At 51.6% G+C, this 24606-nt stretch carries 24 protein-coding genes; 18 read left to right on the top strand and 6 right to left on the bottom strand.

What is annotated here, in order from left to right; genetic code table 11:
- Positions 1 to 44: 44 nt before the first annotated feature.
- Positions 45 to 947 (top strand): ATP-dependent DNA ligase, encoded by a 903-nt coding sequence (locus B8V81_RS24520; protein ID WP_101809533.1) that lies wholly within the window; start codon positions 45 to 47, stop codon positions 945 to 947.
- Between the two features lie 44 nt (positions 948 to 991).
- On the opposite strand, the gene B8V81_RS24515 is transcribed toward B8V81_RS24520, so the two are convergent.
- Together B8V81_RS24515 and B8V81_RS24510 are read right to left on the bottom strand one after the other, a co-directional pair.
- Positions 992 to 1210, bottom strand: coding sequence for a hypothetical protein (locus tag B8V81_RS24515; protein WP_101809532.1), 219 nt, complete (start codon positions 1208 to 1210; stop codon positions 992 to 994).
- A 6-nt stretch (positions 1211 to 1216) separates the two neighbouring features.
- Entirely contained in the window at positions 1217 to 1900 is a 684-nt protein-coding gene (locus B8V81_RS24510) for an AbiTii domain-containing protein (RefSeq protein WP_101809531.1), read from the bottom strand.
- 686 nt (positions 1901 to 2586) lie between these two features.
- Here B8V81_RS24510 and B8V81_RS24505 point away from each other — a divergent pair.
- Together B8V81_RS24505 and B8V81_RS24500 are read left to right on the top strand one after the other, a co-directional pair.
- Positions 2587 to 2958 (top strand): hypothetical protein, encoded by a 372-nt coding sequence (locus B8V81_RS24505; RefSeq protein ID WP_101809530.1) that lies wholly within the window; start codon positions 2587 to 2589, stop codon positions 2956 to 2958.
- 119 nt (positions 2959 to 3077) lie between these two features.
- Positions 3078 to 4124, top strand: a complete 1047-nt coding sequence (locus tag B8V81_RS24500; protein WP_146000554.1) for a hypothetical protein — start codon at positions 3078 to 3080, stop codon at positions 4122 to 4124.
- A 17-nt stretch (positions 4125 to 4141) separates the two neighbouring features.
- Here the strand turns inward: B8V81_RS24500 and B8V81_RS24495 are convergent, their stop codons facing one another.
- The gene (locus B8V81_RS24495; protein WP_180968540.1) at positions 4142 to 4825 is read right to left on the bottom strand and encodes a SprT-like domain-containing protein; all 684 of its coding nucleotides are present in this window, start codon (positions 4823 to 4825) and stop codon (positions 4142 to 4144) included.
- Between the two features lie 459 nt (positions 4826 to 5284).
- Here B8V81_RS24495 and B8V81_RS24490 point away from each other — a divergent pair, with 459 nt between their 5' ends.
- The 3 genes from B8V81_RS24490 to B8V81_RS24480 all read left to right on the top strand — a co-directional run bounded on the left by B8V81_RS24490 (position 5285) and on the right by B8V81_RS24480 (position 7684).
- Entirely contained in the window at positions 5285 to 6613 is a 1329-nt protein-coding gene (locus B8V81_RS24490) for a hypothetical protein (protein WP_101809527.1), read from the top strand.
- Positions 6614 to 6883: 270 nt separating this feature from the next.
- Positions 6884 to 7417 (top strand): hypothetical protein, encoded by a 534-nt coding sequence (locus B8V81_RS24485; protein ID WP_101809526.1) that lies wholly within the window; start codon positions 6884 to 6886, stop codon positions 7415 to 7417.
- Positions 7418 to 7426: 9 nt separating this feature from the next.
- Positions 7427 to 7684 (top strand): hypothetical protein, encoded by a 258-nt coding sequence (locus B8V81_RS24480; RefSeq protein WP_101809525.1) that lies wholly within the window; start codon positions 7427 to 7429, stop codon positions 7682 to 7684.
- Positions 7685 to 8393: 709 nt separating this feature from the next.
- On the opposite strand, the gene B8V81_RS25045 is transcribed toward B8V81_RS24480, so the two are convergent.
- Positions 8394 to 8861, bottom strand: a complete 468-nt coding sequence (locus tag B8V81_RS25045; protein WP_146000553.1) for a hypothetical protein — start codon at positions 8859 to 8861, stop codon at positions 8394 to 8396.
- A 286-nt stretch (positions 8862 to 9147) separates the two neighbouring features.
- Here B8V81_RS25045 and B8V81_RS24475 point away from each other — a divergent pair, with 286 nt between their 5' ends.
- From B8V81_RS24475 to B8V81_RS24465, 4 genes are all read left to right on the top strand, one after another.
- The gene (locus tag B8V81_RS24475; RefSeq protein WP_101809524.1) at positions 9148 to 9333 is read left to right on the top strand and encodes a hypothetical protein; all 186 of its coding nucleotides are present in this window, start codon (positions 9148 to 9150) and stop codon (positions 9331 to 9333) included.
- A gap of 352 nt (positions 9334 to 9685) precedes the next feature.
- Positions 9686 to 9829, top strand: coding sequence for a hypothetical protein (locus tag B8V81_RS25475; protein ID WP_180968539.1), 144 nt, complete (start codon positions 9686 to 9688; stop codon positions 9827 to 9829).
- Positions 9830 to 10745: 916 nt separating this feature from the next.
- A complete protein-coding gene (locus B8V81_RS24470) occupies positions 10746 to 11186 on the top strand; it encodes a DUF3846 domain-containing protein (protein ID WP_101809523.1) in 441 nt (146 codons plus the stop codon).
- A 185-nt stretch (positions 11187 to 11371) separates the two neighbouring features.
- On the top strand, positions 11372 to 12154 hold the full coding sequence (locus B8V81_RS24465; protein WP_101809522.1) for a hypothetical protein: 783 nt from the start codon (positions 11372 to 11374) through the stop codon (positions 12152 to 12154).
- A 48-nt stretch (positions 12155 to 12202) separates the two neighbouring features.
- On the opposite strand, the gene B8V81_RS24460 is transcribed toward B8V81_RS24465, so the two are convergent.
- Positions 12203 to 12649 (bottom strand): hypothetical protein, encoded by a 447-nt coding sequence (locus B8V81_RS24460; RefSeq protein WP_146000552.1) that lies wholly within the window; start codon positions 12647 to 12649, stop codon positions 12203 to 12205.
- 686 nt (positions 12650 to 13335) lie between these two features.
- Between B8V81_RS24460 and B8V81_RS24455 the strand changes: the two genes are divergently transcribed.
- The 8 genes from B8V81_RS24455 to B8V81_RS24420 all read left to right on the top strand — a co-directional run bounded on the left by B8V81_RS24455 (position 13336) and on the right by B8V81_RS24420 (position 24211).
- Positions 13336 to 14211, top strand: coding sequence for an ArdC family protein (locus B8V81_RS24455; protein WP_101809520.1), 876 nt, complete (start codon positions 13336 to 13338; stop codon positions 14209 to 14211).
- 236 nt (positions 14212 to 14447) lie between these two features.
- Positions 14448 to 14774, top strand: a complete 327-nt coding sequence (locus B8V81_RS24450; RefSeq protein WP_101809519.1) for a hypothetical protein — start codon at positions 14448 to 14450, stop codon at positions 14772 to 14774.
- An 891-nt stretch (positions 14775 to 15665) separates the two neighbouring features.
- Positions 15666 to 16028: a ribbon-helix-helix domain-containing protein gene (locus tag B8V81_RS24445; RefSeq protein ID WP_101809518.1), complete on the top strand. Its 363-nt coding sequence runs from the start codon at positions 15666 to 15668 to the stop codon at positions 16026 to 16028.
- A gap of 5 nt (positions 16029 to 16033) precedes the next feature.
- Positions 16034 to 18028, top strand: a complete 1995-nt coding sequence (gene mobP3, locus B8V81_RS24440; protein ID WP_101809517.1) for a MobP3 family relaxase — start codon at positions 16034 to 16036, stop codon at positions 18026 to 18028.
- Between the two features lie 26 nt (positions 18029 to 18054).
- On the top strand, positions 18055 to 20508 hold the full coding sequence (locus tag B8V81_RS24435) for a VirD4-like conjugal transfer protein, CD1115 family (RefSeq protein WP_101809516.1): 2454 nt from the start codon (positions 18055 to 18057) through the stop codon (positions 20506 to 20508).
- Between the two features lie 2 nt (positions 20509 to 20510).
- A complete protein-coding gene (locus tag B8V81_RS24430; protein ID WP_101809515.1) occupies positions 20511 to 21593 on the top strand; it encodes a toprim domain-containing protein in 1083 nt (360 codons plus the stop codon).
- Positions 21594 to 21611: 18 nt separating this feature from the next.
- Positions 21612 to 23000, top strand: coding sequence for a hypothetical protein (locus B8V81_RS24425; protein WP_101809514.1), 1389 nt, complete (start codon positions 21612 to 21614; stop codon positions 22998 to 23000).
- Complete coding sequence (locus B8V81_RS24420; protein ID WP_101809513.1) at positions 22997 to 24211, top strand: diguanylate cyclase; 1215 nt, start codon at positions 22997 to 22999, stop codon at positions 24209 to 24211. The genes B8V81_RS24425 and B8V81_RS24420 overlap by 4 nt, the downstream gene beginning before the upstream one ends.
- An 81-nt stretch (positions 24212 to 24292) precedes the next feature.
- Here B8V81_RS24420 and B8V81_RS24415 read toward each other — a convergent pair whose 3' ends face one another.
- The gene (locus tag B8V81_RS24415; RefSeq protein ID WP_101809512.1) at positions 24293 to 24574 is read right to left on the bottom strand and encodes a hypothetical protein; all 282 of its coding nucleotides are present in this window, start codon (positions 24572 to 24574) and stop codon (positions 24293 to 24295) included.
- Between the last annotated feature and the right edge of the window lie 32 nt (positions 24575 to 24606).

Below are 24606 nucleotides of genomic sequence, written 5' to 3'. Positions count from 1 at the left end.
AATCCTCTGTGCCGCTTTCCCCGTCCGGATGGTATGGTCAAGATATGATGAACCAAATTCTTAAACCGATGCTCCTGCAGCCATCGGAAACCGTGATGGAGGGGGACGGCTGGCTATCGAGCCTCAAGTGGGATGGCTTCCGGGTGCTCCTTCACTATGAGGGCGGAAAGACCCGAGCTTTCACTCGCCATGGCACGGAGGTGACGGAGCGCTTTCCAGAGCTCCAGCGGATCCGCTTGGCCGCGCAATCGGCCATCTTGGACGGCGAGTGCATTTGCTTTGACCACTCGAGCCCATCTACGCCGCCGAAAGCCTGGTGGGATGATGCGATGAGTCGGTTTCACACGACGCGTCCAGCCGCGGTTGCCGCAGCAGCCTCGTCCATGCCGGCTCATTTCCCGGTTTGGGACGTGCTGTACTGGGATGGCCATCCTCTCCTGCAGCTGCCCTTTCTCGATCGTCGCCGGCGTCTCGAGGCTATCGTTACGCCGAGCGATGTGCTTTCCGTCTCTCCGCTGACTCCGCATGGCCAGCAGCTCTTCGATCAAGCCAAGGCGCTCGGGTTGGAGGGCATCTGCTCGTACCAAACCCGGCCCGGCCCGGCATCCCGCTATTACCTGGATGCTCGACCAGCAGGCGTATGGGTCAAGACCAAAGCGTACCAGACAGCGGTCTGCCGCATTGCGTCTATTCGCAAGCAATCGTTTGGCTGGGGGCTGCAGCTTGACGGACGCTATGTCGGGGTGTTGGAATTCGTTTCGGATGCAGCTGCTCGCCAGGCGTTTGCTGCCATCGCTCGCCAGCTCGTCCGCTCGGAATCTTCGGAGTGGATTCACCTCGATCCGGCCATTCAATGCGAGGTGAAATTCCAATGCCTGACCAAGGACGGAAAGCTGCGATCGCCGTCCTTCCAGCGGTTTGTCTTTGACTCGCTTTCAACAGCATAAAGCCATCCCATCGCTTGTCGCGTCGGGATGGCTTTTCCTTTTTTCTAGCCGAACAAATTCTCCATCCAATTCACGACCTCTTTCCAGAAGGAAAACAGGAAGATGAAGCCAGTCACCGCGCCTGTCATCAGGCTGAGTAGAACCGGATGCCGTTCCAGCCATGATTTTTTTTGAGAGGATTCCAGGATGTCGCCAGGTTGTTTTATCGTATGGCCTATGGAAGAATTCTTGATTTTATTCTTATCCCCAATCTTGATATCCATGACGTTTTAACTGCCCTCCATTTGGCTGTGCCCGATACTGGATGACTCGATTTTGTTTCTGTCCCCGATCGCAATGGAATGATCAAATACTATATTTTCAATGGTAAAGGATACCGATGCTCTTTTACTTGGGTCCTCCTCCATTTGTTCTCTAATGTCCAGATCGTCCAAGTTAACGAATTGCTTCTCTAATTCCAGAACGACACTTAACAGTTTAGATTTTACGTTTGCAATAATGCCCTCCAATTTTGTAGCAGGCACTACTATATTCATGGAAAATATCTGAAGCTCGGGAATTGAGATCCCATGGCAAAAGGATGCAGGAAGTATCTTAGACATGGAATTTCGCTCTTCTCCATCCAATATATTTTGTACCGATGCAATTCCTTCGCGGAACGTTATTTCCGATATTTTGTCAATATTCTCTTGACTTAATACGGCCAAGAGAGGAACTGGGGCATTGGTCATCTTTAGTTTCAGATTTTGGATATAAGTTCCTATTGGTTGTCCCATGAACACGCGATAATTTGGAATTACGTCTTCGTCTTTGTACCCGGCAAGCTCGCCTTCAATCCACCTTATAATCTCGTTATTATTAAGATCTGACAATATGACTTTTAATCGCAGCAATATAGATTCGAGGCTCCCTTTTCCGGAGGCAATATCTTTGAGCAATTGGCTTCGAGCCATTTTTTCACCCTTTCATTTGATGCTGGGAATCGAACATATGTTTTTTCAATCATACTTAATTTGACTAGGAAATAACAACTAAAACCAATTGATAAAGCATAAGGCTTCGGCCGCGAAACCCCACCACCCACTAAACCTCCAAGCGACCCGGAAGATCACCGGTTCCATTGGAGGTTTTTTCGTCTGCAGAAAGACGCTGCAGACGAAACCGTGGGTACCCGGCGGCGCGGAAGGTCGAGGGCAAGGCCGGCTCTTCGCTCCGCTGCGTGGCCGGCCCCCTTTCCTGGGTGAGAACTCGAAGAAGGAAGGGCGCGTGCGTCTGCGCGGCGATCGGCGCGTGGGCGGCCGGCTCCGCGCATGAGCGGCATCCAAGGGCATTCATCCGAGAGCTGTATCGCATCCGTCATCCTAGCCTGCCTGCCTGGTGGCGCCGGCGCAAGGGCGGCTGTCGCCGGCCCTGACGGGCAGACCCTTGCCCCGGCCCCCCCAGCCCGGCAAAACCGGCTATGACGGCTACGATACACGGATGAATTGCCCTTTGATACCTCCATACGCTTCGCCCGGCTCGCCCCCAAGGCCGATGCAGCTTGACTCCTTTCACGGATCCGCTCATCGCCGCTCGGGCTAGCCGGCAAACGAGGCCGGATGGAGGGGGAGGGCAATCATCCCAACCAAGGAGGAAGACAATGACGAAACGGAAAAGCCTTTTGTGGGAGTGGAGCAGCATGTATCCAGGGCGGGAAACGGGGTTTGAACAGCGCTTTGAACCAAATGAGGTTGAGTGCGAGGAGCTGCTTGATTGGGATTATAGCTACGACGTGGAGGTCGTAGAGCCAGAAGGCATCGTAGAGGCCGAGGGCGTGGTGATTTTAGAGGAACGAGCTATCTTGCTGATGAGCGCGGAGCAATTCCGCCAAGTGAAAGATCCATCCTTCATCGGAACCATCCCCATAGACGAGCTTGGCGGCGAGCGATGGGAGCTTCATTACAGCGCCAAGCTGGGCACGCATCTTGCGTACCGCAGCGTGGAAACGGCAACGAAGCAAGAGGCGTCCTAGAAAAACGGGCGGGAGCAGGAGGAACCGGGCCTGCTTCCGATCTCCTTCAGCCGGCCGGCCCTACGCTTCGCTCCGCAGCCGGCAGAACGCTTTAACCCAAATCCAACACGATGGAGGACATGATGGAACAGCTGCAGCTTTTTACTCTGGAACCTGATTTTCGTGAGCACCGAAAATATCGAGAGGGAGTCTTTCGCACAAAAGACGAACTTGTGCATGAACTGGAGAGCCAAGGCCGCACAACGATTTACTCGGTTCTGTCCTTCGGCGGGGGGACGCAGTCGGGCTATTTGCTCGAACAGCATTTTCGAGGTGAGATCGAGTATGACTTCATCATTTTTTCCGACACGGGAGCCGAACCGGAGTTTATCCATGAGCAGGTCGCATGGTGGCAGGAGCGCCAGCGGAGCTACGGTAACCAGACGCCATTTTTGATTGCTCGTCATGGGAGCATGCCGGCCGGCCTCGAGGAGATGCTGATGCGCTACATCTACACGGACTACCAGCGCCTTCAGCTGCCGCTTTACTGCAGCCAGCTTGAGCAGCAGACGGGCGAGATGAAGCCAGCAGGCATGATGCCGCGTCAATGCACCGTGGATTTCAAGATCGTACCGGTACAGCAGGCAGCACGACAAGCTGTGCTGCGAGAGCTGCAGCTTGGCCCTCGCCAGCGGCTGCCGAAGGACATCGGATTCATCATCGATATCGGATTCAGCTATGATGAGATCCGTCGGATTCAAAGCTTCCAATCCCCACAGTATGCCTATATGTACTTGGCCTATCCGCTCGTCGAACAGCATGTGACGACCGAGGCCAGTATCCAAGAGCTTGAGGCAGGGGGGTGCCCGGTTCGCCGTTCGCGCTGCTACCTGTGTCCGTTCCAGTGCGATGGATCGCGAGACATCGGGATGGACTGGGATGAAATCATCCGAGCAGAGCCCTTATCGTTCCTGAAAGCGTGTTGGTTTGACGAGCATTTACGGATCGCTCAGCGCAGCGGGCATAAGCTGCTACGCTCGCTGCCGTATCTGCATTACACTCGGCAGCCGCTGGCTCAAGTCTATCGAGAAGCGTACCGAGGCTTGTTGGTCCTGCATGGCAAAGACCTGGAGGCTTGGCGCTCCGGCTGGGAGAAGCGAATGCAGCTTCGTTCCCTGGCCGGATAGGCTCACCCGCATGGCCTTTAATCCTCTTCCTCCTCGGGATCGATTTCAACATAGACGAATTTTTGCATGCATTTGCCGCATATCACATCCAGCGCTTTCCCTCGTTTGGCCTTGATGACGGAAGTGTGGTTCTCGCATCCTTCCGTTGGGCAACGCCAGACCTTCTGGACGCCTTTCTTCCGTTTGCCATCGCCTTCTTCGCCGTCCTCATCGTCACCCCAGGTTTTCCGCCGGATCTTGAACGCATCCGGGTTAAGCCCTAAGCCGAGAATCAGTTCTTCCGTTTCGGGCTTCAATGCCGTATACGCCCAGCCGATTGACTTATCAAATGTGACCGTGAGCCCGACTCGCTCTGCCTCTGCTTTGAACCGCTTGTTATGGTAGCCTCCTTTGCGAGATGTATCTTTGATGTCGTTAACGTTGCAGTAGAGATGGACCATCTCGTGGAGCAGCGTCTCCATAATCTCAGGCAGAGGCCGATTCAAAAATTCAGCGGTGATATTGATTTCGTAGCGCTGAATCGTTTTGGCGTCGTCTACCCAGATTTTATCGACGGTGCACCAGCCCAGGATATTTCGAGTGCGGTTTCCCTGATTTTGCACCAGGATGGCGGGTAGAGGGAGCTGGCCGCCGAATATCCGATTGTTTAAGGCTTTGAATCCTTTATGAAGCTCATCTATGGCGAGATCGATCGTCGACACCTTTGCTCGCTCCTTTAAGTGGATTGTCCTTATCGTATCATTAATTGATTTTTGATTCTCATTTTTTTGAAATGAGGAAGAGGAGAGCACATCGTGTGTAATCACATTCAGATATTGTATGACGTTGTCATACGGATTTAATCACGTATTACGAATGTATGACATATGTAATACTAAGAATTGATATTCGGCATACAACGACATACAGTTGTATGACAAAACCGCTTCTTTTCTTTATTGCCTCCCCCCTTCAGAAAGGATTCCTTTTGTAGGTGCGTCAATACCGTTGGAACTCCGGCACACCGTTCCTAGGATTATGCGCAGCAGCTCCGGAGTCAAGGGTCCTGGAAAGAGGGGGCCGGTCACGGTAAACGATGGAGGAAGGGCCTTGAAACGATTGAACACGAATGGCCGTAGATTTGATATATTTGGAAGTATCATCTAACTGGGGGTCTAGTCATGCACCACGCTGATTACTTGGGGGAAACGGTCTATATTGAGTCGCAGCTTGATTCGAGGTTACCACGAGCTGAAGCCGTCAAAAGGCTGAAGAAAGCTGCCGAGAAGGGAGCATACTCGTGTAGAGGCTGTAAACGGCTTCTCCTGGTGCGTGACGGGCAGCGAGGCTTATATTTCGCCCACAACAAAAATGAGGCATGTGAGCTGCAGCAGAGCCGTACAACCTATGATCGCCAGACGGCCCGCGAGAGCAAGAATCACTCGGTGATCCGAGAGTTTGTCCATGACGTCCTCAAGGGGCAAGAGAAGCTTCGTCCGGGCTTGCAGGTAGAAATGGGGTACATCGCTAAGGCGGGAGAGCGCTGGGCACATCTGCCGGATCTGGTCGTCCGTTTTCTCGACCGGGAGATGGCCATCTCCATCCTGACAAACGTCGATCGAAGTGGCGATCGTCGACTGGCTCGTAAGCTGAAGAACCGTCAGCAGTTCTTTCAGGAAAAGGGGCTTGAGACCCTATGGTTTATTGATGAGGGCGAACAGGTCGTGGACTTAGAGAAGCGTGTCATGTATCTTTGGGAATCCGAATTGGATCTGTCCTCAAAGACGATTCAGGACCAGCAGTGGGACGAGCTTCTGCAGGATCTTTCCGGAGAGGTTAGTACGGAGACCGTCTTTAAGATATTTGGGTACCGGCATGCCGCTGCGCTTCCCCCGCTGCTTGAAACACGAAGCCTATATTACGTCCATTCCACCAGTGAGGGTATCTTCTTCTCCGTTCATCGCTTCCTTCCGGATCAGAGACAGGTCCCATTCAAGGCATTTGCTCTGATGGAACCGTATCGGATGGGAATTGACACCGCTCTTTCCTTTGATACAAACTTGGCGCTGCATCATCCAGCCCGCGAGGCTGCTGAAATGGAACGGTTCAAGATGCAGTTTCTTGAATGTGCTGAAGCGTGGACGGCATGGACAAAGGCCAATCTGACTCAGCCGGCGATGGCGCCGGCGGATCCACCTCAGAGTCCGAACTCCACTGAAGCTAGATTCGCTCGGCCCAAGCTTTCTTCTGTGTCACCCATTCCGAACTCAGTCATCGAAGCCCGTATGCTGGCAGCCTCTGCTGGAGCACGCGCGGCCATGTCATACGAAGAGTTGCAAACCGGTCTTCGAGATCGCTTCGGAATGACTCAGCCGCAGCAGATGCGGTTATGGAGCCATTTTGTTTTGCGCCGTGGCCTGAAGCGCTACGAGCGCCTCTGGCACTTAGCTGAGACGGTAGAGACGTTTGCTGATTTTGAAGCCCTTCTGCAACAAGAGCCGAGGCATTAGCGCCCCGGCTCCTTTTTTATTTCCAGCAACGTCCGTAACAGTCAACGATTGACCGGACTCTTCTTCGGCTTTTTCTTCTTCAAAGGCAGTCCAGCCTGTTTTCGGTACTCGATGGCTCCGCGGCCGAGTGCTTCGAGCTCACGCAGGGACAGTTTGTGCATGGATCATCTCTCCTTCTCTGGTTTGGACTATCTGCAGAGACTTGGCCATAAACATAATCTAGGCACTCTGGCACGCAGTTCCTGATTTATTGAATGGAGGTGTAGGTTCATGGAGAAGAAACGGAAGACTCGATCGGACAAGAAGAGGGCCATTGCTCCTTACATTCCAGATGAACTCCGTGTGTGGATTCACCGGATCGCACGCAGAACACAACTGCCTGAAGGCGATGTCGGACTTTTACTTATACAAGCCGCGCTGCAGAGCGAACCCTGCATTGTCTTTTTTGCTCCTTACCTGAAGCGTGACTATCGCTTCGGTCCGGCGATTTATTGTGGCCATCATGATCATCAGTCTATCTATGATTACATTGGCCCTTCTCAGCAACTTGACGACCGAGGAAGGTTCAAGATCAAAGCGTCTCAGAGCCTCTATGAGCAGCTCAATGAGTTTCAGATTGGACTAGGTATCCCTTTCATTGCTCATGCCGCATTCGCCCTCCTGAGATACGCTCTGCACGATTTAGCGATCGTTCAGTCCATTGCCCCAGGTATGACGAGACAAGATTTCATGAGAGCTCCCGCTTCGTCTGCTCGTGCTTTGCTGGACAAGCCAGACTCGTCGGTCTGGAGCATTCTCAAGTAGGAGGAGACTATGGGACTCATTCGGGATCTGTGGAACGAGACCGTGCGCTTTCGCACGGTGACGGCGACGCTACCTCGCAGCGAGTATTATAAGCTGCAGCTCATTTGTGATTCGATCAACGACCACACTGACGTCGAGTACGAAGTCACTCCAGATATGATTGCTGAACGTGTTCTGCAAACCTTTATCTCTGAGGCTTATGAGGATGGGACGTCTCGTCTTATCCGACGCTTGCTCCCGGAGGTGAGCCGGCAGCGTAAGCGGTGATAGCTCTAGTATGACCACGACATAACAGAGATAAACCTAGTTTCTAAAATTTTAATGGAAAAGATGCATCCTTCAATGAAGGGTGCTTCTTTTTATCGATAAGGCGTGTTATGAATTTTTTGTTCACAAAATGGACACGAAATCAAAACATTACCAAACTAACTACTAAAACAACTACTAAAACAACTACTAAAACAACTACTAAAACAACTACTAAAACATCGACCTGAACACTTCAACTACGGACATTTTTTTCGTTTGAACGCAATAGCATTCTGGGGTCAGTCATAATGGAGGGTAATACCAGTCCGTCTGCTTGTCTAGCATAATAATTCATTGTATCATCTATCCATGGGACCGGCGCCCACGGGCATCTCTTTGGAGGTGAGCACTGTGGAGCACGAGCCGGCATGGAAAAGCTATGTGGACGCTGTATGCCAGATCAGTACGGTTATCATTGCCATCGTTCAGCTTTTTCTCAGATAGTCTAGGTTAGGGCATAGCAAAAAGGCAAGATCGTGTGTACTCGGGAAAAGTCCACGATCCTGCCCCAGGTCGATTACGTTGATGCTCGTGCCGTCTGTGTCCCAGATAGAGCCCAGTCCCGCCATGGATTGGGCTTTTTTCATTGGACGTAGCACGTGTATCAGCGAAATCTGTCTTACAGAATATAAGATAATTGAAATATAAAAAAGACCAAAAGTCAACATTAGCGAATTCGCACTGGACGCTCGTACTTCTTAGGGATGTCCCAGCCAAGGCGCAAGAAAATCATCATCATGATGGCCAGCTGGAGCTTTTCGCTTCCGCTTGCTCTCTCATATGCTTCGAGCTCACCACTTGTTAGAAGCTCGTACGGAACCAGATAACTCACAGATGCCGGCACTTCCTGCAGTCCTAGATCATAGGCCAGTACCGCTCGATGGTTTCCTCCGCTACAGACCTGGTACAGACCGGAGGCTGGATCACGCACGATATGAAGCGACTGAGGAGAAGGATCCTTCCAGCCGTAAGCCTCAACACTTCGTCTCAGGTTAGACGAGACGTTTTCGGTACGGATTCTTTCGTATGGTTTAGATAAGCAGAATATTTGGCGCGGATTAATGCACCGGAGGCCGAGATCAACAAGTATGCAATTCTCTCCTATAGGTTCTCTGGAATAGTCCCACGTCTTCATCGTCACACCGCCTTTGTTGTAGTTCATTATCAGAAGGGTTTTCTGTTGCGTCAAGAGGCTTTGTCGGCTTTGGCGTGTCGAATATTGTCGTTAATATGTGGGATGGGGTAGGGGAGAAAGAAGGCTACTTTCAAACAATGTTGTATGACGAGGTGTCATACAATCGCGATTCGATGTCATATATGCGTAATACATCTGTATTACATTCCACTTTTCTAGTTGCGTGTTATATAGATGCGTGATAAAATGTAATTAATCGAACACCCGTTAAAAAGGGGGACTCACTATGGATCCTAGAGAGATGCTTCTGATACTTCAAAATAATGGAGTCGAAGCAGAGGGGTTTATTCGCGAAGCTCATGGCATTTTCGTCTTTAATGACCGGGATTACAATCCCATTATGGTAGAACTCTTGGGAAACAAGCTGGATGTTTTTTATAAAGGATACTCAAGAACCATTCCCTTTAATTAAGTACCGTGTCGAATAGACATGTTAGAGGTGAGGGTATTGGTTTTAGCTGTGGGCTCTTCTACACATTGAAGGATCCGGAGACGCCGCGCTTCCTGCAGCTGCCGACCGATGGTCGGAAACGATCCAGAGCAGCTGCGCCTGGCCACCTGCCGGCAACGCCGCGAGCGAAAAGTTGCATCACATAATTCGAGCTGGCCAAGCAAGGAGGGTCTGGACCAAGATTCAGCGGCGGATATCTCACGTTCGCCGGCTTATTGCCCAAAACAGCAGAGCTGCTGTCGATCTGCACCAGGCCGTGCTGGCCGTATGATGTACTCGATACGTTCCAAGATTGACCTTAGGAGGGCTACCCATGCCATTGAGTGCAAGAGCTGAAATTGCCCGGCATATCGCAAGGCTCCGGGAAATGAAACGTTCCGGACTGCTTTCTGACGCTGGTCTGACCTGGATTAATGGGGAGATCGCAGGCGCAGAGGCCGAGCTGCAAAGCCACTAGGAACGCATCACGAGCGCCAGCGCCGCGTAAATCCGGACGGTCAACGGTTTCCAACAATCAGAAGTGTCGCTCGTTCGCACTGGCCGGCAGATGGCGCTGAAGGATCCGAGAGGCGACGGCTCCTGCAGCGTCCAGTCGGGGGCACCACCGCAACACGATCGGAAACGTCACTCGTTCACCACTGTCTTCAGCTGGTGCTCAAGGATCCGGAGCGCCGCTCTTCCTGCAGCGGCCAGTCGACGGCTCCGCTGCAACACGAACGGAAGCGTCGCTCGTTCCGCACTGGCCGGCAGATGGCGCTCAGGATCCGGAGCGCCGCTCTTTCTGCAACGGCCAGTCGACGGCGCCGCTGTGACACGAACGGAAGCGTCACTCGTTCCGCACTGGCCGGCAGATGGCGCTGAAGGATCGGGAGCAACCGCGCTTCCTGCAGCTTGCCGCCCGATGGTCGTAACGGAACCAGAGCAGCAGCGCATCGTACACCTGGCCACCTGCCGGAGGCGCTGCGACCGAAAAGTGCAGCACGCAATTCGAACTGGCCGGCTGGATGTACGAATCGATGCAACCCAAACTTGACCTTAGGAGGGCTAACCATGCCATTAAATGTAAGAGCTGAGATTGCTCGGCACATCGCAAGGCTCCGGGAAATGAAACGTTCCGGGCTGCTGTCCGACGCTGGACTGACCTGGATTAATGGGGAGATTGCAGGCGCGGAGGCCGAGCTACAAGCCACTAGGAACGCAGCATGAGCGCCATCGCCGCGTAAATCCGGCTACCACCCACCGCTGGACAATCACGGTATCCAGCAGTTACCGACCCGGCGCCGCATCTGCGCAGGGGCTCCTGTAGAGGATTCACCGCCAGAGTGGTCCGTATTACATAGTCATACATCTGTCATACGTTAGGAGAGATTCATATGAAGAAAGCTGTATATGCGAGAAACCGACACCTGCACTTGGTTACCCAGTCTTTTCGTCTCTATGTTGTGACCAAGCAACCGCTCGAGGATGCGAGGATCGTAGAATGGCCACGCATCAGCTTGGATTCCCAGCAGAAGTTCATCGGGGGACTTATCGAAATCCATCGCGTGGGCATCAACGACGAATTCTCTTTCGTCTTCCATAAGGAGGGGAAGTTCCTCCCTGACCTCAAGCCCAATATTAAGCTTGTCAGCGGTGGAAGACTGGTGGATATTATCGTGGGTCCCATCCTTGTTCTCAAGGTCGATCACCACGGCCAAAGCATCCGCCTGACAGCACCAGAAGCTGCACATATGGCAGCGTTATTAAATCGTCGTGCCATCAGTGAAAAAGAGATGTCCAAGTTCGATCAATACTTAGAGGATTTTCGGCGTTAAATTTTGAGATTCAATTCTCAATTTATAGCGGTGTGTCAGAGTCAATCCTCCGCCGACCATCTTCACGTCTCATCGGCGCGATTCTCTAAATGCGGCCATCTTTTCTTTTTCCCGGCCCCGCTGAAGTCGCTCTTCTTCAATCGCTTTTAGTGATCGCTAATTCAATCCCTCGAGGAGGAACTGTCATGAATCCAGAAAGATGGGTCATTGCCCTTGTTCGTTATGAAAGCTCTAGACTGGCCTACTCGATCGGCCAAGCTGAGCTCCAAGAAGTGGTTAAAGTTGTCATGGATCACTCCTATGCCCGAGAGCAGGATGCGGATCGGGTCCTGACGCTCTGGAAGGATGCTGGTAGGCTTTCAAGTGGCTTTGCGCGCCTTCCCATCGAACCGAAGCCAAAACGGCTTGTGACTGGACGTATCGAGTTTTATATGTGGACCATTATCCCGATCGTGGCCAACGTCCCTGGTCTTCAGGCGCCGGATGGGCGCGTTTACCAAAGGCTCGATCGCCCGTATGTGAATGTGGCTTCTCATCCATCTCGAATGGACGTACAAGGCACCCCCTGGCCCGCTGGTAGCGTTTCCTGGTTTGACCGTGATGCGTGGCTGCGGGAGCAGCAGGGGCCTTCGTCTCTGGCTTCAGGGGAGCGCCCAAAGGAGCTGGAGTACTATGGAGACGTGGTCTACCTTGTGGATCAGGCTCGACTGGCCCAGGCGATGTCCGATAGCATACAGCCTGGCTGTCTCTTGGAGTACTTTCACTTGGAGACGCGTCAACTGCGCCTCGGCGAAGTGACGCAGGTCATTACAAGCCCCGCAGCCAATAAAGGCCGTTCGTTCATCCAGTGGGACGTCATCCGTCTTCACTCTGATGGTCTTCCGCAAATCGAACCAGACTCGGAGGATCCTATCCATGATACCGTTTGGCCGACAACATTAAGGCGTCTGATCTGCCGTACCGCTTAAGCAGCCATTGCAAAAGCCCCTCTGCAGAGAGGGGCTTTTTGTGTCGCTTCAGCTTTCCACAGGTTCGTCCGGACCGGAGCTGCTTCCTGACAGACTCAACGCGATTCGCACCAGGCCGGTTTCGTGTCTTAGGTATGCAGCGACTCGCTCTAGTCGATCTGCCAGGTTCTGCGTGTCCATCTCATCGTGATTCAGGGCATATGTAAACCCATAGACAGGTTGAGCCGCGGGACGGGTTTGCTGGACAGGGCTCTTTCCTGAAGTCGGTTCACTTGGCAATGAGGAGGCTGGAGACAGTATCTGACGAAACAGCTGCTGCTTGAAGATGACTTGTTCGTAGATTTTAACCTGCCGAAGCAGCTGGTAAAGCGATGCCGCATTATTAAACTCCCAAGCCTCAACAATGTCTCGTATTTTATGGCTTTTTCGTAGTTCGATATAGGTCTCAATTTTTTGCTCATGACTTAAAGCGAGAAAGTCATCCTTAGCTATCATGATTTTATCTCCTAACATGAAAGTTTCTTCCTTACAAATTATACAAAAGTATGATTTTTCCTCTTACACAAGACAAAATCAATAAACAGGCATTTGGCCGCGAAACCCCGCCACCCACTAACCCCCCAAGCGACCCGGAAATTCACCGGTTCCATTGGGGGGTTTTTCAGCTGCAGAAACCCGCTGCAGCTGAAACCGTGGGTACCCGGCGGCGCGGAAGATCAAAGGCCGAAGTTCAAGAGCCGACGATCACAAGCTCAAAACAAGGGCTGAACCAAAACAAAGCAAGACGACAGGATGAACTCACTTTTACAGATGAGGGGCAACGTGATAGAAATTTCAGCTTGCGTTCTATTCTACGCTTGTAGATTAGCCCAATAGGTGCCCTATTAACTGGAGGTGAGGAAATGAGAAAAGCATGGAAACGCTGGGCTAGATTCGCTGGGAAAGTGCTAGCCAATGCCGCCGCACGAGAGCTTCTTGAATGGATTATTAGTGGCTAGATCAAGAAGGGGCAGAATCTGTTCTGCTCCTTGATATCATTTTTAAGGGTCAGATCCGTCTGGCTGGGCTGGGAAAAAGTGAAACAGACAATCCTTCCATAATCAGACTTAAATAGTTACGTATCTAATAGATACGTGTTATAATAGGACTATACGGAAGACAACCACAAAGGAGCGAACAACATGAAGAAGAGCGTGTACGAACTGGTTACGGAAGCAATCATTGCCAAGCTGGAGGCCGGGGTAGTTCCTTGGGTTCGCCCCTGGAAGAACGGCAAGCAGGCCGGCGGCGCTCGTAACTGGAACACAGGCAAATTGTACCGCGGCGTAAATCAGCTGCTTCTCGACTGGTCTGGCGAGTGGGCAACGTACAATCAAGTCGAAGCAGCTGGAGGAAATGTAAAGCTAGGGGCTAAATCTTCAATCGTCATTTTTTTCAATAAAGTTGAAAAGGAGAATGAAGATGGCGATATCGAAAAAATCCCGGTTTACAAGCAATTTAGGGTCTTCAACATTGAGACCCAATGCGAAGGGCTGACAAGCAAGATCCAGCCTATCGAGGAAGAAGAGGAAGAAGGGGAGGAACTGGATCCGATTCAAGCCGCCGAAGCGATTGCCGCGGGATTTGTCGGGGGACCGGAACTGAGATTCGCAAGCGGTCGAGCTTACTACGAGCCCTTCTTTGATCGAGTCTCGGTTCCGCCATTATCCGATTACAGGTGCGCGGAGGAATACTACTGCACGTTGTTTCATGAGCTGGTCCACAGCACAGGACATGAGAGCCGGTTAAAGCGCGAAAAGGGAAAGGTCTTTGGGGACAAGGCCTATAGCAAAGAGGAGCTGATAGCCGAAGTGGGCGCGGCCATGCTTTGCGGTGTTGCCGGAATCGAGCATGTGACGCTCGACAACAGCGCGGCCTATCTGAAAAGTTGGATCTCGGCGCTACGCGGTGATAGCCGACTAATCGTGACAGCATCAAGCGCGGCACAAAAAGCCGCTGATCTCATCCTAGGCACCCAGGTCGAGTATACCCAGGGAAATGAGGTGAAGGCCAGCTAGTGGAAAAGGAAGGCCCCCCTAACAAGGGGACCTTCCGCAATCTTGTTATGTCGATATTTTTCGAAATCGGCAGCCGTGCGGGGAGAAGAGCACTCCCCGCACGGCTGCGGCCGGAAAATCGCCGGCCGATGTTACCTGGAGGGAGGAGCGTCCACGGTGCAGTCATGGCTCGAAGGAGAAGGAGATGAGTCGTAATATGACGAACAGTATTTTCCAATACGCTGGAGGTGAATGGAGTGGCACGAATTTTTGTTCAAGATGATGACGGCCAGGACTACGCTTATGAAGCTGCTGGCTTCATCGCAGGCTATACGTTTGGATCTACATCTGGACCCAGAGAGGTAGAAGCAATTGCCCATGGACAAATCAGCCTTAGCGAAAGACTGAGCATCCTCAATGCCATGCTGCAGTCTCTATCGCTTGAGTTTCTATTGAGCGGATACGCCATGGATGAGATCAGCAAAACCTTCCATGACTTAATCGTTGAGGTCAAGATCCAAACCGCAGATCAGCCCCAGCTGCTCGAACGGATCCGGAAGCAAAAGGAGGGAGGACTTTCATGAGGGGGCGCTGCGACTACTGCCATCGGGATGAGATGGAGGTCGAGAAGGAAGATGAAATAGACGGAGAGCCGGTGTTTTTATGCGTAGATGCCGGCAGCTGTAGCCTAGCGACGGAAAGGAAACGGCTGGGTATTAAAGCGAAGGAATGATTCAAAGAAGAAGCCTACTCACATGAGGGGCTTCTTTTATTTCCATGTTAATATAGAGCTGCTGTATGACATTGTCATACGATATGTAAGACAATAGTATTACAATCGTATGACAAAGGACTACACAAGCGAAAGTCCTTATTTATCAATGTATTACATAAGTCATACAAATGTATGACAGATGAATTGATTTTTACTTCTCAAAATGGCATCAGATTATCAATTCAAGGTAGGATCTATGTGGATTTCTAATTGCTTTTGATTTTTGTAACTCAATAATTGGGAGGACTCTAGACGGGGATCTAGAAAGGCAGCTGTCTCCATCTGGTTTGCGCAAGCCGCGCATACGTTGCGGAGATCCTTGAGCCTCCCCCTTCTCGCCAGCCATGCCCGGCCATTGGCCGGAGGCAGGCGGATGCGATCCGGGGGTCGGTCCCCTTTCTCGCCAGCCATGCCCGGCCAAAGGCCGGAGGCCGGCGAATGCGGCGAAGCCGTGGGCGCAGGCACCGACGAATGAGGTACGAATGAGGAAGGCAGGATAAGGGGGTGTGTACTAACGTACACACCCGATGTCACATATACGCGGCAAAGCCGCGTAAATAATGATTTTTAAGCGTGTGTACTAACGTACACACTTCTATCGGTATGTGTGTCTATTCGTGTGTACGTTTTTTTGATAAACTTATAATATCCATATTTAACCGTGTGTCCAGTGATGTGTACTGGATAGAGAGGGGATCACATGAGCTTTAAGCGTGTTCAACTGAAGATGAAGCCTGATTTGGTAGCTCGGCTCGATGCACAAGCCAAGCTCGAGAACAGAAGCCGTACAGAGCTAATTGAATTGGCTTGCGAAATGATGCTATCTCAGCAGGGGGCCGTGGAAGGAACCGATGCGACAATGAAGATGCTTCGAAAACTCATTCAGGATGAAGTCACGCCTCAATTCAACCGCATGGCGAAAATGATTTCCAAGACTACCAAAGCTTCTGCCACGGCGATGTACATGCAGGTTGTCGAACTTAATCACGCTGGCCAAGATGCCGTATCCATCTTTCGTGATTCGGAAGCACGAGCAGCCAATTACCTCACCAGCAAGGAATGACTCCAATGCGATACCGGGCTCCATTTGTTTTCAAGCTTTCGTTTTACTTGCCAGACCGACCGGGGAGCGCAGGCAAGAACAGCGCCCATGTACGTTACATTGCGACAAGACCAGGGGTCGATCTCGGCCATGATCTAGACAAGCCAAAACAGGTTCCGGATTTAGGCGGTTCGGAGCGTCCAGTACCCGGGACGGCAGCGCATCATGTTGGGTATGCTCACGAAAGGCCAAATAGCCACGGACTGTTTTCCTCTGGAGAGGATGAGGTCGAACTGGATGAAATCCAGAAAGAGCTCTTGGAGCACAAAGGCATTGCATGGAGGCTTATCCTAAGTCTTCATGAGGATGATGCAACAAGGCTTGAAATGCTAAACCGGCAGGCCTGGGAAGAGACGATTAAGCAGAATATGCCGGAAATGACTGAACTTATGGGAATTCAGCCTAGCAATTTAAGATGGGTGGCTGCCTACCATCCGGAAGCGGGTCATCCTCATGCGCATGTAATTTTTTGGGAGAAGCATCCAAAGCGGAGGAAGGGGGTTGTAACGAAAGAGCTCCAGCGCAAGATGAAGCGTGTTTTCGTCAACAAGATTTACGCTGCGGATCGCGATCTCCTAACGAAGGAAAAAACGGTCAAGCGTGACGCAATGCGGCAGCTTGGAATTTCTAGCTTGCGGGAAGCGGTCGATTTTTCCCGAACATGGAACAGACAATGGAAGGAAGCGAAGCAGCTTCATGATCTCTCTGATCGGACCGAAGAGATGCTCTCCCCGCGCCTTGAGAACGATCAGCGTGATTACTTGGTCCAGAAGCTGAAGTCCATCCAGGCGGAACTTCCGGGCAAAGGCCGGCTAATGCTGAAATTCATGCCTGACTCAGTCAAACGACAGGTAAGCGAAGTCGCAGCATGGATGTACCAGCAACCACAGTTTAATCCTCTGCGCCATGCGTACGAGGAGGCGTCTGGAGCACTTGCAGAACCCTATAGCTCACAAGCAGAGCAACGAGACGAAGCGGTGTCGAAGGCAAAGGCAGATATGCTGGAGCGATTCAGCCAGACCATTCTAAAAGCGGCTTATGAAATTGGTCAGCATGGCCACGTTGAGATTGATCTTAATCGAGCGGAGCGGGCGGTATGGACTATACAAGGCGCTACCGGTCGTGTCGATAGCTTGAATGAGAGGCTGGCCCTAAAGGTGCTGCATGATTGTCATGAGCTTGGTTTGACAAAGGAGGATTGTGCCGATGTGATCGCTCGATTGAAGCTTCCGCCGATTCCGAACTGGCGAATTGAAAAAGAGTATGAGACGGAATGCGATCATGCGCTGACATACACAGGTGCTCATATGTTGCGATTGGCTTACGGAGATGACGGGATCAAGGACGTCATGAATCGGCTCAACTACACTACAGCTGATTTGGAACAATACGGCCGGGAGCAGGTAACAGCCAAGCCGGAAGAACTCGCCCGCTTCTATGGAGAACGTGACGTGCTTGCTGGCACGGTCGGCCAGATGGCTACGTTGCTGCTATCAACCAGAAGTCCTGAAGAGGCGGAGCAGATTATTCAGGACTGGAGTTTACGTACAGGATCGGATATCGATCCGGACAAGATCAAGCAAATCGTTCAACGGAAACATGAGGAATTTCAGGAGACGGCAGCATGGGGCAGAACCCCGTTGCTTTCTGTGAAGGACTACCGTCAATTATGCAAACGGCTCAATATAGATGATTCTTCTTATCCTTGGAAGACGCGAGATGGAAGAGAAGCGGACCCGTCTAAGCAGTCCCGGCGTGAACGAGCAAGCAGGCGAGGCATAGAGAGTTCCATTGCCCAAGGCGTCATGAAGTCGGCCCTCAAGCAAATCAGCGCAGGCATTCGGCGTAATGAGGCTGAGATTGATCGACAACATCAGAAGCTTCTCGATCGCATTTCTCGAAACGTGGAACGTGATGAGCAAGAACGCGATCGCAAGTCTAAGGAGAGTCGAGGTAGGTAACCAAGAAAGGGGGCATTGGCCCATTCATGAACAAGTATGTCAAGCATGGACTCCGAGCTGGAGGATACATATTCCTTCATCTTTGGATCATCGGAACATTAGTCGGCGTTATCCTCGCATTTGCCCAAATGCCGTTCTCCTTTGAACCAGAGGGGGAGCTAGCTCAATATCTCACCCATACAAGATCTGCAATTTACCATTTTGATTCTGTTCTCATCTCGGTTTGGCCATTTGGTCCATTCGAACGCGAGCAAGCTAAATGGACGTGGACCTTGGCATTCCTTCCGGCCTTCCTCTTTTTACGCCCATTCATTAAAGAGTGGACTCAGGGGAAATTCAAGGAAGCGTCCAACTACGGATCTCATGGTTCAGCTCGTTGGGCGCGCCGGCGTGAAGTTTTTCGCAAAGGAGAGATCAGCGGCAGCCCGGTCAATGAGCTGAACGGTTCAGGCGTCATTCTGGGCATCGAGCAAAAAGCATTCGGTAACGGCGGTTATATTACGCTTCCACCGGACTCCGAGCTTAACCAGAATGTCCTGATCTACGGTAACTCCGGTATCGGTAAGGGTCAAACCTACGTTATGCCTCAAATCTTTCATGCGATGGATCCGGTGGATCTTCGTACGAAGAAGCGTATCCAGACGGCCAAGAACCGGAACTTACCGGTAGAGAGCTCCCTGGTTGTGATTGATCCCAAGGGAGAGCACTATACCTACACCGCACACTCGCTCGAGCAGGCTGGCTACGATGTGTACTGCTTCAACCTTGTGACGATGAAGGCCAGTCATCGCTGGAATGCGATGGATTACGTCGATAAGGACCTTGACGCAGAAAAGCTATCTAATTTGCTCGTCCCTACGGATGGACACCAGGGAGATCCATTCTGGCCCAAAGCGGAAAAAGCCCTCATGTCTGCCATCATTTTATTCGTGAAGCATGAGCTGCCGGCCGAACAATGCAACCTGGCGAACGTGCTGCACATCGGGCTTACTTATGGGCGCGACGAAGAGACGTTGAATACTCTGTTCGATGCGTTGCCCTACAACCATCCCGCTGTTGCCCGGTACAATATTTTCCGTGTCGCGCCGGCGGAAACCCGGGCCGGTATCCTCATCGGATTCGGAACACAGCTTTCGCTGTTCGGCTACAATGACATCCAACAGCTAACCAGTCAAAGTGACTTCCGTTTTGACCATCTCGGGAAAAAGAAATCGGCTTTGTTCCTTATCATTCCTACGGCGGATACGACATTCGCTTCTCTTACCAGCTTGTTCTTCGATCAGCTCTTCCAGCAGCTCTGGCGAGTGGCAGATGATAACGGCGGCACATGTCCCGTCGGAGTCAAAATCATTGGAGATGAGTTCGTCAACATCGGCAAGATTCCAATGCTTTCCGAGCGGACCGGGGTTATGCGTGGACTTGGCATCTCGCTGCAGATCCTTGTCCAAGCAAAGTCCCAGCTCTATAAGCTGTACAAGGATGACACGGACGCTATCCTGCAGAACTTTGATACGGTCGTGTTTTTGGGAACAAACGACAAGAAGACGGCCGAAGAAATGTCAACGGACATCGGCGATGGGACTATCAAGATTGTATCGACGTCGCAGCAGCAGCATTCGCCGCTCATTACTGGTAACGGCGGGAGCGAATCCCAACAATACCATGGACGCAGGCTCATCACTCCGGATGAGCTCCGCAAGAAATCCCGTCGAACCAACATCATCCTTCAAAATGGAGGCAACCCGTTCAAGACGACTAAAACTCGTTTCACAGAACACCCCAACGCAAAGGGGTACCAAAAGCTTGATCCGAAGGCTATGGTGCCTCCTCCTCAACGAGGGTTTCAACTCTTCAGCCAGTCGGATTACAACCGGGTTTGCGGATTAATTCTCCAGGAGTCTGAAGTGGATCCAGTCGCTGCCACGACGAATTTCAAGGAGAGCATGGACGCTGTCTCGTCTTCTTCGCCAGCTGAGCGCATCCTGGATGCCCTCTATGCTTCGGAAACTGAATCCTCGGACGACGAACCAATCCAAGCAGGATCAATTGAATGGATGATTCCACCCGTTCTACACGAATCGAGTGAGGCATTCGCTGAGTTACCTGAAGAAGAACCTATTCTCCAAAACCAAGATGAGAATCTGGTCCCTGCAGAAGTACCCGTTGTGATTCAGACAGTTGAGGTAGTGCCAGAAGCATTCCCTGCGGACCTGGCTAATGAATCGCTTAGCAAGGACATAAAAGAGCTTTCCGAGCCCGATGATGACATGCTTGCCTTGCCTGCCGCCGAGCACAACGCTGAAGATAATCTAGCGACGTCGGGCCAGATGGATGAAGGTTTGAACGAATCGCAGCCAGGTGCTTCACCCTCGTCGACGCTATCGGATCTGTTTGACCAGCTGGAGGGGGCTGGATCTCAGAAAGCAGCTGCACCTGCATCAGCTGCAGCTGCGCTTGATATGATTTCCAAGGAGGGGTAACGATGGCCAAGCTTTCAAATGATGATGTGCGCAAGGCCAGGCAGACGAGCCTGGTAGATTATCTGCAGAAGGAAAACGAGCATGCCCGTGCTGAAGGACGGATAGAGCCCTGGCGCCTCGAGCCGGATGGAAATCAGCTTCGAGTTCGGGGGTTCGGCGGACTCATGGTTCGCGATAACATGTGGAACCAACGATCGACGGGGCAAGGAGGGAATACCCTCGACTTCCTGGTCGAGTTTGAGAAAATTCCGTTTAAGGATGCTGCTGCCAAATTACTCGATCGCAAGCTGGAGCTAAGTCAACGGGAAACCTTTAAGTCGTCAGAGGAACCGAAAGAGCCTTTCAAGCTTCCGGAACGAAACGACAGCTTCCGCCGGGTCATTGCTTACTTGACCAAAACGAGAGGGCTCGACACGGACATCGTGCTCAATGAAATTAAGAAGGGGAACCTGTACGAGGACAAAGAGCATCACAATGCTGTTTTTGTTGGTAAGGAACCGAAATCAGAAGAGCCGCGGTGGGCGCAAAAGCGCACGACGCTGTCCGATTATAAGATCATCTTTGAGCAGCCGGCGAGCGATGCCAAGTATCCCTATTTCTACGGAAACCGTTCGAGTACGAACGTGATTCTCGTTGAATCTCCGATTGAGGCCTTGTCTTATGCCAGCTTACTAAAGTACCACGGCAAGGATCCTTCCCAGGTGGCCATTCTGGCTTTAGGAGGGGTACATGACACAGCCCTGAAGCAATACCTGCGCGATCAGCCTCACGTGAAGAATATCGTTACCGCGCTCAATAACGACCAAGCGACGAAGCCCAATGAAATTAAGGGTCGAGAAGCCAGTGACCTAATTGAGGAAAGGTACAGCCGCGACGGAGGCGAGCGCTCCATCTATGTAAAGAAAATCTTTCCGAAAGGCAAAGACTGGAACGATGATCTTCGGGCCATTCGGGCGGATGAACGAGCGAAAAACCCCCTTCCGGAGAAAGAAAGGACGGTGGAAGACGAGATTAAAGCGTACAGCAAAATGAAAGCAGAACAACGTCAGAAAGAGCGTGGTCCGGTAAGAACCAGGGCACGTTAATGAAAGGAGTTACAACGCATGAGAATGCTCGTCGCGGTCAAGCTGGATCCCGTCTTCAAGAAGATCCAAGGCATGTACGGATCTCGGTTTGAAATTCTTCCGAACGTCCCACTCTTTCGGGAGCTGCAGGAAATCATTCTAGGGGACGACATTGACCTGGTTGTCCTCGATCGTTCTCTTCACTGGAGAGAGCGAGCAGAACAAGTTCTCCACGAAGCCGGCATTCCACATGTAGTCTTTACCGGTAACTTTGAAGAGCTGCAGCAGAGTCTGTCTCAGGCTGTAGGTGGGGGGGCGGCGCAGAGTAGCGCCGCGGCTTCTTCGAAGCCTACCCCTCCCACCGTTAAGCAGAAACCGGATATCGTCACTTCTAAACCCGCTTTACCTCTTGAAGACCAGGCGGCCTTACATTCTCCTGAAATCAAGCATCAGGCACACGATTCCAAGATCGTCTACGTCGATCGAGAGGTGCCCAAATATATCGATCGAGAAGTGATTCGTACCGTCGAAAAAATCGTGGAAAAGCCCGTGGAGATTCGAGTTGAAGTTCCTGTTCCGGTTGAAGTAGAACGGCAGGTTGCTGTTCCCGTCCTCAAAACCATGCCTCGACAGCTAATCGTAATCGGGAGCTTGTACGGGGGAGCAGGCTCCTCTTTCGCTGCGATCGCTTTGGCCAAGGTACTCGATGCAATCAGGGTTGACACGTGCGTGCTCGAACATCCCTCCTGTGACCCTTACCTCTATATGGCTCTGGATGGATCCAGACAGGTGCCTCGTAATTACTCGTTTCTCTATCCTCAAGTCATGGCCAACCAGGTCAAGCGGGACGCAGAATGGCAGGAAGGCTTCATCACCTGGATGCCGGCAGATCCGGCAAGCGGTTCGCTTTCCGAATGGACAGGGGAGCACATGGCGCGTAGTCTTTATGCCATCAAGCATGCAGTGACAATACTTGACCTGTCTACCGGCTGGAGGCTTCCTGGCATGCTCGACGTGCTGAAGCAAGCCGATCATGTACTTCTGGTTGCCGGCCCAGATCCAGCGCGTCTTGTAAGCCAAGAGGCTCGTCAAAATCGAGCGTTCCTAAGCACCAATTTGGGCGGTAAAGTGAAAATGATTGCCAACATGGTTCCTGCAGCCAAGGCAGCTCGGCTCAAAGAGTGGATTCATTCACTTCCCTACCCAGTAGAGACCATGCTGCCCTTACTGTCGCAGGATGACATGGTGCAGGCATCATGGGAGGGCAAAACCATTTTTGACGGTAACGTGGATCTCGTGGCCAAGTACACGGATGCTTACTTTTCGTTATTAAGAGAAATCATCCCCAAAGGGTTCGTTCTTGAACGGCCATCGTCGAAAGGTCTCGGCAACTGGTGGCAACGTAAAACAGGGGGGAAGGGAAGATGACGAATATCCTTTTCTTCTCTTCTCCAGGCCAGCCGTCCCTGGGCGTTCTCGAATCCTTAGATCCTTTGTATTACAATGTATTTCATTGTCATACAGTTGAAGATGCCAGGCGACACACGGAACTGAATCGTATAGATGTACTTTTGTTCGCAGGATCTGTGGATGCCTTTGAGCTGGCTCGAAGCGATGCGGCAATTACTGATCTGCCGTGCATTGCCTTTGGATCCAATGCCACGGATCGTACGGCTTTTATCCAAGCTGGCGCTGATTTTTATCTTCCAGCTGCCTCTACGCAAGACGATTTTGAAGCTTGTTTCTCTCGCGTAGAAACCAGTTTGAGGAAAGTGGAGCAGCTTGCCTATCGTGATCCATTGACCGGTGCTTTTAATCGGCGCTACTTTGATGCGATGGCCCCCGTTCTCATTAAAAGGGCACAGCATTATCAAACCCCTCTAGTCATCGCCTTATTGGATATTGACCGGTTTAAGCAGATCAATGATACCTATGGTCATGCCTTCGGGGATTCTGTTCTTATCGGACTAGCCTGTCTCCTGGAGCAGCATAAGCGGCCAGCCGATTTTGTAATCCGTCTGGGTGGAGAAGAATTCGTCATCCTGTTTCCTGAAACGGACGCGGAAGCAGCGAAACGGGAAATGAATCGCTTGCTCCAGTTGGTACGGGAAACGTCTCTCGTGGAGGGGAGTCCGTACTACTGCACCTTCTCGGCGGGGGTAGCCAAGTGGCATGAGGGGCTTTCTCCAGGAGGGTGGTTAAAGGAAAGCGATCTGCTGCTATATGAGGCCAAGCGGGCTGGCAGAAATCGTATCATGGGAGGCGGGAAAGACGCCGAGCGGGGCCTCAAGTCGGCTGCGGTGTTAATTAGCTGCCAGACGAGCGAGCGTCAGCACGAGCTACAGGGATTGCTTAAAGGGAAGGCAGGTCGTGTTTATGTGGCCAGTACCTTCAATGAAACGCAGCGCGTCCTGCACCAGGAGTTGTATGATCTGGTTGTAATGGAGCTTGAAATAAATGATCTGGACCGAGTAGCGGATATTCGATCTCAATATGCCGGCGCACTCATGATTGTCACGCGTGATAAAGATCCGGATCTGCTATCGGTTATCAACGTTGGCGTGGACGATTGTCTGGTGGCACCTTTTACAAACGAGGAGCTGCTGCTTCGCATCGAACGCCTCGCACAAAAAAAATGAGGGAACGCTTAACGCGACCCCTCATTTTTTATTTGGCATATTCCGACAAATAGATTAGTCATCTAGACCTACTCGTGTGCATTAAGAACCATTTTTCATTCTTTCCTCAAGGATAAACTCCATATAGGCCGTCAGTGGGAGCTCTTTTTCAGCAGCTTCCTTCCGGATTTCTTCCAAATGGGGAAAGAGCGTGATGTACATGTGCAGGGCTTCGTTGACCAATTCCATGAGTCCATGTTCACCCATGAGATGGGTCATTTTGTATTTTTTATAGATTTCATTTGTCGTGTATATCGTCCATTGTTTGTTCTCTTTGAGGGCGGGATCGGAGTACACTTTTCTCTTCACATCCTTTCGGTTCAATGTGCTTTCCTCCCGGTTGATTAATGAGCGCA

The sequence above is a fragment of the Paenibacillus pasadenensis genome (assembly GCF_002864175.1).
Classification (GTDB): domain Bacteria; phylum Bacillota; class Bacilli; order Paenibacillales; family Paenibacillaceae; genus Paenibacillus_O; species Paenibacillus_O pasadenensis.
This window is presented reverse-complemented; position numbering and strand designations above follow the sequence as displayed.

Bases quoted from the DNA above. Each gene is read 5' to 3' on its own strand.
- B8V81_RS24520 (WP_101809533.1), top strand. From the start codon at position 45: ATGATGAACCAAATTCTTAAACCGATGCTCCTGCAGCCATCGGAAACC.
- B8V81_RS24515 (WP_101809532.1), bottom strand. From the start codon at position 1,210: ATGGATATCAAGATTGGGGATAAGAATAAAATCAAGAATTCTTCCATA.
- B8V81_RS24510 (WP_101809531.1), bottom strand. From the start codon at position 1,900: ATGGCTCGAAGCCAATTGCTCAAAGATATTGCCTCCGGAAAAGGGAGC.
- B8V81_RS24505 (WP_101809530.1), top strand. From the start codon at position 2,587: ATGACGAAACGGAAAAGCCTTTTGTGGGAGTGGAGCAGCATGTATCCA.
- B8V81_RS24500 (WP_146000554.1), top strand. From the start codon at position 3,078: ATGATGGAACAGCTGCAGCTTTTTACTCTGGAACCTGATTTTCGTGAG.
- B8V81_RS24490 (WP_101809527.1), top strand. From the start codon at position 5,285: ATGCACCACGCTGATTACTTGGGGGAAACGGTCTATATTGAGTCGCAG.
- B8V81_RS24485 (WP_101809526.1), top strand. From the start codon at position 6,884: ATGGAGAAGAAACGGAAGACTCGATCGGACAAGAAGAGGGCCATTGCT.
- B8V81_RS24480 (WP_101809525.1), top strand. From the start codon at position 7,427: ATGGGACTCATTCGGGATCTGTGGAACGAGACCGTGCGCTTTCGCACG.
- B8V81_RS25045 (WP_146000553.1), bottom strand. From the start codon at position 8,861: ATGAAGACGTGGGACTATTCCAGAGAACCTATAGGAGAGAATTGCATA.
- B8V81_RS24475 (WP_101809524.1), top strand. From the start codon at position 9,148: ATGGATCCTAGAGAGATGCTTCTGATACTTCAAAATAATGGAGTCGAA.
- B8V81_RS25475 (WP_180968539.1), top strand. From the start codon at position 9,686: ATGCCATTGAGTGCAAGAGCTGAAATTGCCCGGCATATCGCAAGGCTC.
- B8V81_RS24470 (WP_101809523.1), top strand. From the start codon at position 10,746: ATGAAGAAAGCTGTATATGCGAGAAACCGACACCTGCACTTGGTTACC.
- B8V81_RS24465 (WP_101809522.1), top strand. From the start codon at position 11,372: ATGAATCCAGAAAGATGGGTCATTGCCCTTGTTCGTTATGAAAGCTCT.
- B8V81_RS24460 (WP_146000552.1), bottom strand. From the start codon at position 12,649: ATGATAGCTAAGGATGACTTTCTCGCTTTAAGTCATGAGCAAAAAATT.
- B8V81_RS24455 (WP_101809520.1), top strand. From the start codon at position 13,336: ATGAAGAAGAGCGTGTACGAACTGGTTACGGAAGCAATCATTGCCAAG.
- B8V81_RS24445 (WP_101809518.1), top strand. From the start codon at position 15,666: ATGAGCTTTAAGCGTGTTCAACTGAAGATGAAGCCTGATTTGGTAGCT.
- mobP3 (WP_101809517.1), top strand. From the start codon at position 16,034: ATGCGATACCGGGCTCCATTTGTTTTCAAGCTTTCGTTTTACTTGCCA.
- B8V81_RS24435 (WP_101809516.1), top strand. From the start codon at position 18,055: ATGAACAAGTATGTCAAGCATGGACTCCGAGCTGGAGGATACATATTC.
- B8V81_RS24430 (WP_101809515.1), top strand. From the start codon at position 20,511: ATGGCCAAGCTTTCAAATGATGATGTGCGCAAGGCCAGGCAGACGAGC.
- B8V81_RS24425 (WP_101809514.1), top strand. From the start codon at position 21,612: ATGAGAATGCTCGTCGCGGTCAAGCTGGATCCCGTCTTCAAGAAGATC.
- B8V81_RS24420 (WP_101809513.1), top strand. From the start codon at position 22,997: ATGACGAATATCCTTTTCTTCTCTTCTCCAGGCCAGCCGTCCCTGGGC.